At 53.2% G+C, this 12,228-nt stretch carries 3 protein-coding genes, 21 tRNA genes and 3 rRNA genes; 1 reads left to right on the top strand and 26 read right to left on the bottom strand.

Annotation, left to right across the window (positions count from 1 at the left end; all coding sequences use genetic code 11):
* Positions 1–40: 40 nt before the first annotated feature.
* Positions 41–1,183: a tRNA epoxyqueuosine(34) reductase QueG gene (gene queG, locus M493_RS02660; protein WP_020958716.1), complete on the bottom strand. Its 1,143-nt coding sequence runs from the start codon at positions 1,181–1,183 to the stop codon at positions 41–43.
* 52 nt (positions 1,184–1,235) lie between these two features.
* Between queG and M493_RS02655 the strand changes: the two genes are divergently transcribed.
* Entirely contained in the window at positions 1,236–1,901 is a 666-nt protein-coding gene (locus M493_RS02655) for a B3/4 domain-containing protein (protein ID WP_020958715.1), read from the top strand.
* 178 nt (positions 1,902–2,079) lie between these two features.
* Here the strand turns inward: M493_RS02655 and M493_RS02650 are convergent.
* From M493_RS02650 to M493_RS02520, 25 genes are all read right to left on the bottom strand, one after another.
* Positions 2,080–2,151 (bottom strand) — tRNA-Glu (locus tag M493_RS02650).
* Positions 2,152–2,156: 5 nt separating this feature from the next.
* Positions 2,157–2,249 (bottom strand) — tRNA-Ser (locus tag M493_RS02645).
* A 6-nt stretch (positions 2,250–2,255) separates the two neighbouring features.
* Positions 2,256–2,330: transfer RNA gene (locus M493_RS02640), tRNA-Asn, on the bottom strand.
* A 65-nt stretch (positions 2,331–2,395) separates the two neighbouring features.
* Positions 2,396–2,472, bottom strand: a tRNA-Ile gene (locus M493_RS02635).
* 5 nt (positions 2,473–2,477) lie between these two features.
* Positions 2,478–2,548 (bottom strand) — tRNA-Gly (locus M493_RS02630).
* Between the two features lie 470 nt (positions 2,549–3,018).
* Positions 3,019–3,091: transfer RNA gene (locus tag M493_RS02625), tRNA-His, on the bottom strand.
* An 8-nt stretch (positions 3,092–3,099) separates the two neighbouring features.
* Positions 3,100–3,175: transfer RNA gene (locus tag M493_RS02620), tRNA-Thr, on the bottom strand.
* 190 nt (positions 3,176–3,365) lie between these two features.
* Positions 3,366–3,456: transfer RNA gene (locus M493_RS02615), tRNA-Ser, on the bottom strand.
* Between the two features lie 17 nt (positions 3,457–3,473).
* Positions 3,474–3,550 (bottom strand) — tRNA-Ile (locus M493_RS02610).
* 8 nt (positions 3,551–3,558) lie between these two features.
* Positions 3,559–3,632: transfer RNA gene (locus M493_RS02605), tRNA-Met, on the bottom strand.
* 26 nt (positions 3,633–3,658) lie between these two features.
* Positions 3,659–3,734 (bottom strand) — tRNA-Ala (locus tag M493_RS02600).
* Between the two features lie 9 nt (positions 3,735–3,743).
* A tRNA-Pro gene (locus M493_RS02595) sits at positions 3,744–3,817 on the bottom strand.
* 6 nt (positions 3,818–3,823) lie between these two features.
* A tRNA-Arg gene (locus M493_RS02590) sits at positions 3,824–3,897 on the bottom strand.
* Positions 3,898–3,900: 3 nt separating this feature from the next.
* Positions 3,901–3,986, bottom strand: a tRNA-Leu gene (locus M493_RS02585).
* A 7-nt stretch (positions 3,987–3,993) separates the two neighbouring features.
* Positions 3,994–4,068: transfer RNA gene (locus tag M493_RS02580), tRNA-Gly, on the bottom strand.
* A gap of 4 nt (positions 4,069–4,072) precedes the next feature.
* Positions 4,073–4,148 (bottom strand) — tRNA-Lys (locus M493_RS02575).
* Positions 4,149–4,279: 131 nt separating this feature from the next.
* Positions 4,280–4,352, bottom strand: a tRNA-Thr gene (locus M493_RS02570).
* A gap of 173 nt (positions 4,353–4,525) precedes the next feature.
* Positions 4,526–4,601 (bottom strand) — tRNA-Phe (locus M493_RS02565).
* 161 nt (positions 4,602–4,762) lie between these two features.
* Positions 4,763–4,838: transfer RNA gene (locus M493_RS02560), tRNA-Asp, on the bottom strand.
* A 4-nt stretch (positions 4,839–4,842) separates the two neighbouring features.
* A tRNA-Met gene (locus tag M493_RS02555) sits at positions 4,843–4,919 on the bottom strand.
* Positions 4,920–5,087: 168 nt separating this feature from the next.
* Positions 5,088–5,163: transfer RNA gene (locus M493_RS02550), tRNA-Val, on the bottom strand.
* A gap of 9 nt (positions 5,164–5,172) precedes the next feature.
* Positions 5,173–5,289: ribosomal RNA gene (gene rrf / locus M493_RS02545) — 5S ribosomal RNA — on the bottom strand.
* 406 nt (positions 5,290–5,695) lie between these two features.
* A 23S ribosomal RNA gene (locus M493_RS02535) occupies positions 5,696–8,623 on the bottom strand.
* 390 nt (positions 8,624–9,013) lie between these two features.
* Positions 9,014–10,572: ribosomal RNA gene (locus M493_RS02525) — 16S ribosomal RNA — on the bottom strand.
* The 16S, 23S and 5S rRNA genes sit together here with 21 tRNA genes alongside, the layout of an rRNA operon.
* Positions 10,573–11,071: 499 nt before the next feature.
* Complete coding sequence (locus M493_RS02520; protein WP_020958711.1) at positions 11,072–11,953, bottom strand: nucleotidyltransferase-like protein; 882 nt, start codon at positions 11,951–11,953, stop codon at positions 11,072–11,074.
* Positions 11,954–12,228: the final 275 nt, after the last annotated feature.

The following is a 12,228-nucleotide window of genomic DNA, read 5'->3' as shown; positions in this document are numbered from 1 at the left end:
TTTTGTTACTACCTTATGTGAGGAAGCGGCAGTTTTTTCCCTATTCCTTCACCTCGGCCAACAGTTTCAATCCCTTGTCAATCTCAACGATTACATCGATATCAGTCTCCGTTTCCCTTGCCGCTTCCAAATGCGGCTTGGCGCTTCGATCACCGATTTTCCCCAGCGCCCATGCCGCCGTCCCGCGGATGACCGGGCGGCTGTCTTCCTTTAACAGCCGCAATAAATGCGGCACTGCCGTCCGGTCTTTGTAGTGAGCAAGGGCAAGAATCGCGTTGCGTTGGATCGGTTTTTTCCCACGCCACGAGCCGGCCATCGCGCCAAACTTTTCTTTAAACTCGCGATTGCTTATTCCAAGAAGCGGAACCAACTTCGGTTTTGCCGCCTCCGGATCCGGCTCCAATTCCGGATGCAAGTGAAAATCTTTTCCCTTGTTTTCCGGGCAGACTAATTGGCATGTATCACATCCGTACAACCGGTTGCCAATTTTCTCCCGAAATTCATCAGCCAAAAAGCCTTTCGTTTGCGTTAAAAACGAGATGCACCGTTGGGCGTTCAACTGCCCCCCCTGCACAAGCGCCCCGGTCGGGCAGGCGTCAATGCATTTTGTGCACGTCCCACATCGGTTTTCAATCGGCTCATCCGGAGGAAATGGGATGTTGGTAATCATTTCTCCAAGATATACATATGAGCCAAACTCCGGGGTAATGATCGAGCAGTTTTTCCCACTCCACCCGATCCCAGCCCGCTCCGCCACCGCCCGATCAGCAAGCTCTCCTGTATCGGCCATTGACCGAACACGGGCGGATGGCACCCTCGCGAGTAAAAACTCCTCTAACTTCTGCAAACGTTCTCGCAACACATCATGGTAATCCTTCCCCCATGATGCGCGGCAAAAAAGGCCGCGCCGCTCCGTTTTCGTCCCACGCGGCGCATCTTTCATTTTCGACGGATAAGCGAGGGCGATGGCAATGATCGATTTTGCTTCAGGAAGAAGCAGCGAAGGATTCGTCCGTTTTTCAATGTCCGGCTCCTCGAATCCTGACTGATAACCGAGTTCTTGTTGCCGTCGCAGCCGTTCCTTTAATTCTATAAATGGGTCCGCACTCGCAAATCCGATTTTATCAATGCCGATCAATCGGCTATACTCAATCACATCCTTCTTTAACTCCATGACGTCCATTATTTTCCCCCCTTCCGCGGTATATGGTAAAATAAAACGCGAGGTGATTCATATGCAATGCATCATATCCGCGCAATTAAAACAGCGGCTTCCTTCAGGTAAATTCGGCATCATCCGCTATCGTCATATCGAAGTCGGCGACTCGCCGCAAATGGTAAAAGGACGGCTTGAGCTGTTTCAAGAGTCCATTTACGTGGAACTGCAAGAAAGGCCACTTGCCGACATTCCCGAACTCGCCGAATGGCGCCGGTCATTCAAACAAATCGGCACTGATCCAAGCCGCTACCGCCCATCAAGCGAAAGTTTATACCGGCGCATCCAGAAAAGGAATTTCATTCCTTCTATCCATTCCGCGGTTGATGTGAATAATTTCTTTTCACTTTATTACAAAATCCCGGTCGGCATCTATGATCTTGACCGCATCGAAGGAATAGTGGCCATCACGATAGGCACAGAGCAAGATGAATACATCGCTTTAAACGGCCGTCCCGTCAATTTCGCCAACAAACTCGTCAGCAAAGACGAACGCGGCCCGTTCGGCAGCCCTATCGTCGACTCTGAACGAACAGCAGTGACGCGAGAAACAAAAAACGCCCTGCAAATCGTTTACTTTCTTCCATCGATGAAAGAGGACGCTGCCCGACGCCAACTTCAAGCCATTCAAACGATGTTTACACAAATTCATGGCGGCGAGGCCGATGCACAATTGCTAGTATAACAAAAAAACGCAATGCCCCGTTCGTTGACGAAACGAAACACTGCGTTGTCCCCAATGTGTAATTCAAGACTAACGGTAACTATTATAACAAAACACTACAGGCAAGGCAAGGAAAAGCGCAAAAATCGACAAAATTGGTTGTATAAAAGGGCACCAGACTATCTGGTGCCGGCACTAATGACCCGTACGGGATTCGAACCCGTGTTACCGCCGTGAAAGGGCGGTGTCTTAACCACTTGACCAACGGGCCATTCATGGCGGAGAAGGCGGGATTTGAACCCGCGCGCCGCAAAACTGCGACCTAACGGTTTAGCAAACCGTCCCCTTCAGCCACTTGGGTACTTCTCCATAAAATGGCTCCGCAAGTAGGATTCGAACCTACGACCTACCGGTTAACAGCCGGTTGCTCTACCGCTGAGCTATTGCGGAATGATGCATCCACAAAAAAGTTCATTAGTATTATAACGAATCATCTGACAATATGCAACGGAAAATGGTGGGCCTAAGTGGACTTGAACCACCGACCTCACGCTTATCAGGCGTGCGCTCTGACCAGCTGAGCTATAGGCCCCCAAAAGCGGGTGATGGGAATCGAACCCACGACATCAGCTTGGAAGGCTGAGGTTTTACCACTAAACTACACCCGCATAATATTTGGCTTAACATCCGCCGCGCTCTTCCATGCCTCTTCCTCTACAAGCATATTCGAAGATGCCAGGTGCGTCGAGGCAACTCGAAGCGGATTCGGCGATGCGGTGCTCGTGGCTGAGGTTTTACCACTAAACTACACCCGCATAATATTTGGCTTAACATCCGCCGCGCTCTTCCATGCCTCTTCCTCTACAAGCATATTCGAAGATGCCAGGTGCGTCGAGGCAACTCGAAGCGGATTCGGCGATGCGGTGCTCGTGGCTGAGGTTTTACCACTAAACTACACCCGCATAATATTTGGCTTAACATCCGCCACGCTTCTTCCATGCCTCTTCCTCTACAAGCATATTCGAAGATGCCAGGTGCGTCGAGGCAACTCGAAGCGGATTCGACGATGCGGTGCTCGTGGCTGCAGTTTTACCACGAAACTACACACACAACAAACATGAATGTAAGAAAAAGAAAGGGCGACTAGTGGGAATCGAACCCACGCATGCCAGAGCCACAATCTGGTGCGTTAACCACTTCGCCATAGCCGCCACATTGATGGTGCCGGCTGCAGGACTTGAACCCGCAACCTACTGATTACAAGTCAGTTGCTCTACCAATTGAGCTAAGCCGGCGCATTTAAATTCATCACTGATTCATATTATCTGCCTAGTTGTGCCTCTTCCTCTACAAGCTGATTCGAGGATGCTGGATGCGTCGAGGCAACTCGAAGCTAATTCAATGATGCCGATGCTCGTCTCTACCAATTGAGCTAAGCCGGCGCATTTAAATTCATCACTGATTCATATCGGTGCTATAAATGCATGGCGGAGGAGGAGGGATTCGAACCCCCGCGCGCCTTGCGACGCCTCTCGGTTTTCAAGACCGACCCCTTCAACCACTTGGGTACTCCTCCAAAAAGTAATATAATAATGGTGGACCTTGTAGGACTCGAACCTACGACCGGACGGTTATGAGCCGTCTGCTCTAACCAGCTGAGCTAAAGGTCCGATAATAGTGGCGGTGGAGGGGATCGAACCCCCGACCTCACGGGTATGAACCGTACGCTCTAGCCAGCTGAGCTACACCGCCAAAATAATATAAATCATATATTCGAATGGTGGAGCCTATCGGGATCGAACCGATGACCTCCTGCGTGCAAAGCAGGCGCTCTCCCAGCTGAGCTAAGGCCCCATACAAAAATCGGGAAGACAGGATTTGAACCTGCGACCTCACGGACCCGAACCGTGTGCTCTACCAAGCTGAGCTACTTCCCGGTGAAACGCGCTCGAGAGGATTCGAACCCCTAACCTTCTGATCCGTAGTCAGATGCTCTATCCAATTGAGCTACGAGCGCAAGTGCCGAGGGCCGGACTCGAACCGGCACGGTAGTTACCTACCCCAGGATTTTAAGTCCTGTGCGTCTGCCAATTCCGCCACCCCGGCAGACAGCTGGAGCGGAAGACGGGGCTCGAACCCGCGACCCCCACCTTGGCAAGGTGGTGTTCTACCGCTGAACTACTTCCGCAAAATGGTGAGCCATGGAGGACTCGAACCTCCGACCCTCTGATTAAAAGTCAGATGCTCTACCTGCTGAGCTAATGGCTCATATTTTCAATAACACTCTAAGCATCGCTTTGCTCTACCTGCCCCTTCCTCTACAAGCTCATTCATGGAAGTCGAGTGCGTCGGGGCAACTCGCAGTCAATTCGATGATGTATTTTCGACAAAATAAGGAATGCCGGCTGCAGGACTTGAACCCGCAACCTACTGATTACAAGTCAGTTGCTCTACCAATTGAGCTAAGCCGGCACATTTAAAATTAGTTAGTGACTCATATTATCTGCCTAGTTGTGCCTCTTCCTCTACAAGCTGATTCGAGGATGTTGGATGCGTCGAGGCAACTCGAAGCTAATTCAATGATGCCGATGCTCGTCTCTACCAATTGAGCTAAGCCGGCACATTTAAATTAATTAATGAGACAATGGTGGCTCGGGACGGAATCGAACCGCCGACACAAGGATTTTCAGTCCTTTGCTCTACCGACTGAGCTACCGAGCCGTATTAGGTTTTATGCTGTTTACCTGTTCTGCCCTGTGTCTCTTCCTCTACAAGCTGATTCCAGGAAGCCGGATGCGTCGGGGCAACTCACAGCTAATTCGATGAAGCGGATGCTCGTCTCTACTGACTGGACAGCTGAACCTTGTATTTCACAAAAAAAGTGGCGGTCCCGACGGGACTCGAACCCGCGATCTCCTGCGTGACAGGCAGGCATGTTAACCACTACACTACGGGACCAATTTGGTTGCGGGGGCAGGATTTGAACCTGCGACCTTCGGGTTATGAGCCCGACGAGCTACCGGACTGCTCCACCCCGCGACGATAGAAATTTCAACTGGTTTTCATAATGCTCTGAGTGTGCTATTCATTGCCTCTTCCTCTGCAAGCTGTTTCAAGGAAGCTAGATGCGTCGAGGCAACTCGAAGTGAATTCGATGAAGCAAAGGCTCGTTGCTCCACCCCGCGACGATAAAATCTTTGTAAATAATGGTGGAGGATGACGGGATCGAACCGCCGACCCCTTGCTTGTAAGGCAAGTGCTCTCCCAGCTGAGCTAATCCTCCGTTTATCATGCCTAGCAGCGACCTACTCTTGCAGGGGCGTTGGCCCCAACTACCATCGGCGCTGGAGGGCTTAACTTCCGTGTTCGGGATGGGAACGGGTGTTTCCCCTCCGCTATCACCACTAGGCAATAATGGACAAGTTTTATTATAAGGAAATTTGGTTTATTGTCAAGGATTTTTTCATTCCTTCAAAACTAGATAACCGTTGTGGGAAGAAGCGGCGCTTGCGCTTTTCACTGTCTAGTTCCGGCCGCCATCGGCTCGCGACGCTTCGGTCCTGCTGCGGCGGCGACACATTGCATACGCTCCTGTGATACCACCCACGCAGAACCAAGCTTTTGCTTGGTTCGAGCCTCCTCGCAGGCCCTCCAGCGCGTTTCGCCGATAAGCGGGCGGCCTCCACTTTTCCTGCTGTCTAGCTACGGCTCGCCGCCGCTCGGGGTCAAATAACCTTCGCCTTCGGGATCGCAAATCCCTGCAGGCGAAGAACATTTGCCCATCGCGGCGACCCGCTCGCCTGCGCTTTTCTAATTAGGTTAAGCCCTCGATCGATTAGTATCCGTCAGCTGCACGTGTCGCCACGCTTCCACCTCGGACCTATCGACCTCGTCATCTTCGAGGGATCTTACTCGCTTCACGCGATGGGAAATCTCATCTTGAGGGGGGCTTCACGCTTAGATGCTTTCAGCGCTTATCCCGTCCGCACATAGCTACCCAGCGGTGCCCCTGGCGGGACAACTGGTACACCAGCGGTGCGTCCATCCCGGTCCTCTCGTACTAAGGACAGCTCCTCGCAAATTTCCTGCGCCCACGACGGATAGGGACCGAACTGTCTCACGACGTTCTGAACCCAGCTCGCGTACCGCTTTAATGGGCGAACAGCCCAACCCTTGGGACCGACTACAGCCCCAGGATGCGATGAGCCGACATCGAGGTGCCAAACCTCCCCGTCGATGTGGACTCTTGGGGGAGATCAGCCTGTTATCCCCGGGGTAGCTTTTATCCGTTGAGCGATGGCCCTTCCATGCGGAACCACCGGATCACTAAGCCCGACTTTCGTCCCTGCTCGACCTGTCCGTCTCGCAGTCAAGCTCCCTTGTGCCTTTGCACTCTCCGAATGATTTCCAACCATTCTGAGGGAACCTTTGGGCGCCTCCGTTACCTTTTGGGAGGCGACCGCCCCAGTCAAACTGCCCACCTGACACTGTCTCCCACCCCGATAAGGGGTGCGGGTTAGAATTTCAATACCGCCAGGGTGGTATCCCACCGCCGCCTCCACCGAAGCTGGCGCTCCGGCTTCTCTGGCTCCCACCTATCCTGTACAAGCGATACCAAAATTCCATATCAGGCTGCAGTAAAGCTCCACGGGGTCTTTCCGTCCTGTCGCGGGTAACCTGCATCTTCACAGGTAATATAATTTCACCGGGTCTCTCGTTGAGACAGTGCCCAAGTCGTTACACCTTTCGTGCGGGTCGGAACTTACCCGACAAGGAATTTCGCTACCTTAGGACCGTTATAGTTACGGCCGCCGTTTACTGGGGCTTCGGTTCGCACCTTCGCTTGCGCTAAGCGCTCCCCTTAACCTTCCAGCACCGGGCAGGTGTCAGCCCCTATACGTCGCCTTTCGGCTTCGCAGAGACCTGTGTTTTTGATAAACAGTCGCTTGGGCCTTTTCACTGCGGCTCGTTCGGGCTCGTCACCCAAACGAGCACCCCTTCTCCCGAAGTTACGGGGTCATTTTGCCGAGTTCCTTAACGAGAGTTCTCCCGCGCGCCTTAGGATTCTCTCCTCGCCTACCTGTGTCGGTTTGCGGTACGGGCACCTCTTCCCTCGCTAGAGGCTTTTCTTGGCAGTGTGAAATCGGGGACTTCCGGATGACTCCGTCGCCGTCACCGCTTGGCCTTTTTGATCCGCGGATTTGCCTACGGATCAGCCTTGCGGCTTGGACAGGCTCTTCCAACCGCCTGCTCGCCCTATCCTCCTGCGTCCCCCCATTGCTCAAACGGGAAGGAGGTGGTACAGGAATCTCCACCTGTTGTCCATCACCTACGCCTTTCGGCCTCGGCTTAGGTCCCGACTAACCCTGAGCGGACGAACCTTCCTCAGGAACCCTTAGGCTTTCGGCGCAGAGGATTCTCACCTCTGTTTTCGCTACTCATACCGGCATTCTCACTTCTAAGCGCTCCACCAGTCCTTCCGGTCTGGCTTCTGTGCCCTTAGAACGCTCCCCTACCGATGACCAACGGTCATCCCGCAGCTTCGGCGGCACGTTTAGCCCCGGTACATTTTCGGCGCAGAGTCACTCGACCAGTGAGCTATTACGCACTCTTTAAATGGTGGCTGCTTCTAAGCCAACATCCTGGTTGTCTGGGCAACTCCACATCCTTTTCCACTGAACGTGCACTTCGGGGCCTTAGCTGGCGATCTGGGCTGTTTCCCTCTTGACCACGGATCTTATCACTCGCAGTCTGACTCCCAAGGATAAGTCATTGGCATTCGGAGTTTGACTGGGTTCGGTAACCCGATGAGGGCCCCTAGCCCAATCAGTGCTCTACCTCCAAGACTCTCACCTTGAGGCTAGCCCTAAAGCTATTTCGGGGAGAACCAGCTATCTCCAAGTTCGATTGGCATTTCACCCCTACCCACACCTCATCCCCGCACTTTTCAACGTGCGTGGGTTCGGGCCTCCAGCCGGTGTTACCCGGCCTTCACCCTGGACATGGGTAGATCACCTGGTTTCGGGTCGACGACGACGTACTCATACGCCCTGTTCAGACTCGCTTTCGCTGCGGCTCCGCCTGTTCGGCTTAACCTCGCACGCCATCGTCACTCGCCGGTTCATTCTACAAAAGGCACGCCATCACCCTTTAACGGGCTCTGACTACTTGTAGGCACACGGTTTCAGGTTCTCTTTCACTCCCCTTCCGGGGTGCTTTTCACCTTTCCCTCACGGTACTGGTGCACTATCGGTCACTAGGGAGTATTTAGCCTTGGGAGATGGTCCTCCCTGCTTCCGACGGGATTTCCCGTGTCCCGCCGTACTCAGGAGCCGCCCGGGAGGGAACGAAGTTTCGACTACAGGGCTGTCACCTTCTCTGGCCGGCCGTTCCAGACCGGTTCGTCTACCCCGTTCCTTTCTCACTCCCATCTGGGCGGTCCTACAACCCCAAGAGGCACGCCTCTTGGTTTGGGCTGTTCCCGTTTCGCTCGCCGCTACTCAGGGAATCGCGTTTGCTTTCTTCTCCTCCGGGTACTAAGATGTTTCAGTTCCCCGGGTGTGCCCTCCATGCCCTATGGATTCAGGCATGGATCCTGCCCCATTACAGGCAGGGGGTTCCCCCATTCGGACATCTCCGGATCGACGCTTGCTTACAGCTCCCCGGAGCGTTTCGGCGTTTGCCCCGTCCTTCATCGGCTCCTAGTGCCAAGGCATCCACCGTGCGCCCTTTCTAGCTTAACCTACAGCGCTTCTCGGCTTCTTCCTAAACTGTCTAGCGTCGGCGCCTGGCTCTTTTCTGCCAAATAACCTTCCCCCTCGGGGTGCAAGCACCCCTACGGGTGAAGAACATTTGGCTTCAAGAGCCGATCGCGGCGCCTCCGCTTTTCCGGTTATCTAGTTTTCAAAGAACGATAGGAAGGAATTTTTCATTCCTTCAAAACTGAACGAAGCGACTGCTTTGAGTCTGCTTCCTTGCAGCTTTGCGCCGAGGAATCCATCTTCCCTGAATCTGCTAGAAGACGCAGGCGCAAAACACGTGAAGGAATTTTTCATTCCCTCAAAACTGAACGAAACGAAAACGCGATGTATCGACAGTTGGCCATTACGGCCTCCGCTTTTCTTCATCCTTAGAAAGGAGGTGATCCAGCCGCACCTTCCGGTACGGCTACCTTGTTACGACTTCACCCCAATCACTTGCCCCACCTTCGGCGGCTGGCTCCCTTGCGGGTTACCTCACCGACTTCGGGTGTTGCAAGCTCTCGTGGTGTGACGGGCGGTGTGTACAAGGCCCGGGAACGTATTCACCGCGGCATGCTGATCCGCGATTACTAGCGATTCCGGCTTCATGCAGGCGAGTTGCAGCCTGCAATCCGAACTGAGAGCGGCTTTTTGGGATTCGCTCCCCCTCACGGGTTCGCAGCCCTTTGTACCGCCCATTGTAGCACGTGTGTAGCCCAGGTCATAAGGGGCATGATGATTTGACGTCATCCCCACCTTCCTCCGACTTTTAGCCGGCAGTCCCTCTAGAGTGCCCACCTGAATGCTGGCAACTAGAGGCAAGGGTTGCGCTCGTTGCGGGACTTAACCCAACATCTCACGACACGAGCTGACGACAACCATGCACCACCTGTCACCCTGCCCCCCCGAAGGGGGAACGCCCAATCTCTTGGGTTGTCAGGGGATGTCAAGACCTGGTAAGGTTCTTCGCGTTGCTTCGAATTAAACCACATGCTCCACCGCTTGTGCGGGCCCCCGTCAATTCCTTTGAGTTTCAGCCTTGCGGCCGTACTCCCCAGGCGGAGTGCTTATCGCGTTAGCTGCAGCACTAAAGGGTGTGACCCCTCTAACACTTAGCACTCATCGTTTACGGCGTGGACTACCAGGGTATCTAATCCTGTTTGCTCCCCACGCTTTCGCGCCTCAGCGTCAGTTACAGGCCAGAGAGCCGCCTTCGCCACTGGTGTTCCTCCACATCTCTACGCATTTCACCGCTACACGTGGAATTCCGCTCCCCTCTCCTGCACTCAAGTCCCCCAGTTTCCAATGACCCTCCACGGTTGAGCCGTGGGCTTTCACATCAGACTTAAAGGACCGCCTGCGCGCGCTTTACGCCCAATAATTCCGGACAACGCTCGCCCCCTACGTATTACCGCGGCTGCTGGCACGTAGTTAGCCGGGGCTTTCTCGTGAGGTACCGTCACCGCGCCGCCTTGTTCAAACGGCGCTCCTTCGTCCCTCACAACAGAGCTTTACGACCCGAAGGCCTTCTTCGCTCACGCGGCGTCGCTCCGTCAGACTTTCGTCCATTGCGGAAGATTCCCTACTGCTGCCTCCCGTAGGAGTCTGGGCCGTGTCTCAGTCCCAGTGTGGCCGGTCACCCTCTCAGGCCGGCTACGCATCGTCGCCTTGGTGAGCCGTTACCTCACCAACTAGCTAATGCGCCGCGGGCCCATCCGCAAGTGACAGCCCAAAGGCCGCCTTTCAACCGAAGACCATGCGGTCTTCGGTGTTATCCGGTATTAGCTCCGGTTTCCCGGAGTTATCCCGGTCTTGCGGGCAGGTTGCCCACGTGTTACTCACCCGTCCGCCGCTGACCGAATCAAGGCAAGCCCTGATCCGGTCCGCTCGACTTGCATGTATTAGGCACGCCGCCAGCGTTCGTCCTGAGCCAGGATCAAACTCTCCAAAAGAAAGTTGATTGGCTAATCCAGCTTCGGCCCGCCGTCCGGGGTCAAACAACCTTCGCCTCCGGAATGTAAACATCCCTGCAGGCGAAGAACATTTGCCCATCGCGATCGCCAGGATGGCGATATTTCGTCGTTACCCGCAGGACGCGGGTTGCTTTTAGGCGAAATATCAGGCCGAAGCTTTTCGCTTGCGCTTCGTTTCGTTCAGTTTTCAAGGAACAAGGTGAAATCAACTTTGTTTGTCGTTCTTTCGAAACGACTTTTATATTATAGCACTTTTATTATTTGTTGTCAACATTTTTTTATTCATCTTGCGCCGCAACCTTTGTCCATCGCGGCAGCGATTTAAAATATATCATCGTTCTCCATAGAAGTCAATAGCCTTTTTACTTTTTAACGGATTTCTGAAAGAAGTCTCCCACTTCAAGGAACGTGTAGGGAGACGTTTAGAAGCGAGAGACTTCTTTCAGGAAATGTTAAATAAGGAGTAGGTGGGAGAGAGTCATCTTGCTTCCCCCCTCTGTACGGCATAATAACGCTCCGCTATCTTGTTTCCCCCTGTCGGTCTTTCTACTGCGGCCAATACTCTTCTCTCAACTAAATACTCAACCATGATGGCAAGGTCGACTGAATAAGGGGCGAGTTGCGGGTGACAGGCCATTTCGGCAATACTCCATGCGCCTTCTTTTTCCTTCAGCACTTCACATAGATGGATTGAGCCTGCCGCAACGGAAGAATGAATGAGAAACTCACTTGCCAGCAATAGAAGTTCAAGCCGCTTCGGCAACGGTTCCTCGCTGCCGACCAACTCCTCATATAGCTTATACACTTGTCCATTCATATGTTTTACTTGGCTCCACACCGTCACTTCTGGATAAAACCCATACTCAATCAACGTTAGCCGGGCTAAATGGTGCAACGCCTGCACCATATGGTTGTACGAATCAAGCCAATGCCGGGCCATGAACAGCGCCTTGCCATCGATATAGCGACGGATCAGTTTAGCAAACTCAATTCCCATTTTGAGTTGCCGCTGCCGGGGCGGAAACTGTTCGAGACGCCGGCGAAGCTGCCTAATATAATCACTGCGGTCAAATATAACTTTCCCATTAAATACCCAGTCAATAGCTTTTCGGGGCGACCCGAGAATGAGCCATTCATTTAACTTCTGTTCATTGACCACATAAAGCGCCGCCTTTTCACTGTCCAGTGAATAATGTTTCAAAAATACTGGTTCGCTTTGCGAATCCACAATGACTAGCAGCACAGCATCAAACGTATCAGTCACCGCCGTATGGCAAACTGCTTTTTCAATCATTAAAATTCCGTGCGTATTGCATCGGCTTGCCCATTCTTGACATATCGGGCGCAAAAATTGTTCCATAGGCTGTTTCCGTTACAGAAGGAAAACATGCAGCACCTTCTTCCTTCAGCTGCAAAGCCAGCACGAAAGTTCTCTTTTCCTTCGCACCGCGCCTATCTGTAACGGGTTCCCTCCTTCCAACATCTTCAAAGGTTCAACCGCCTGCTGCGTGAAGATGAAGCATTGCACAAGAAAATCCCCCGTTTCTTGCGGCCACTGACCGTTTTTTATCGCCCGTGGCCAGTCGCCATCGCCTCCTTGTTCAGTAAAAGGCAGGAGCTTATAGCTGTCGTTCG

The organism is Geobacillus genomosp. 3, from assembly GCF_000445995.2.
GTDB lineage: Bacteria > Bacillota > Bacilli > Bacillales > Anoxybacillaceae > Geobacillus.
Note: the sequence above shows the minus strand (reverse complement) of the source record. Positions and strands in the feature narration are given on the sequence as shown.

Coding starts and splice junctions, on each gene's coding strand:
- queG (WP_020958716.1), bottom strand. CDS start 1,183: ATGGACGTCATGGAGTTAAAGAAGGATGTGATTGAGTATAGCCGATTG.
- M493_RS02655 (WP_020958715.1), top strand. CDS start 1,236: ATGCAATGCATCATATCCGCGCAATTAAAACAGCGGCTTCCTTCAGGT.
- M493_RS02520 (WP_020958711.1), bottom strand. CDS start 11,953: ATGGAACAATTTTTGCGCCCGATATGTCAAGAATGGGCAAGCCGATGC.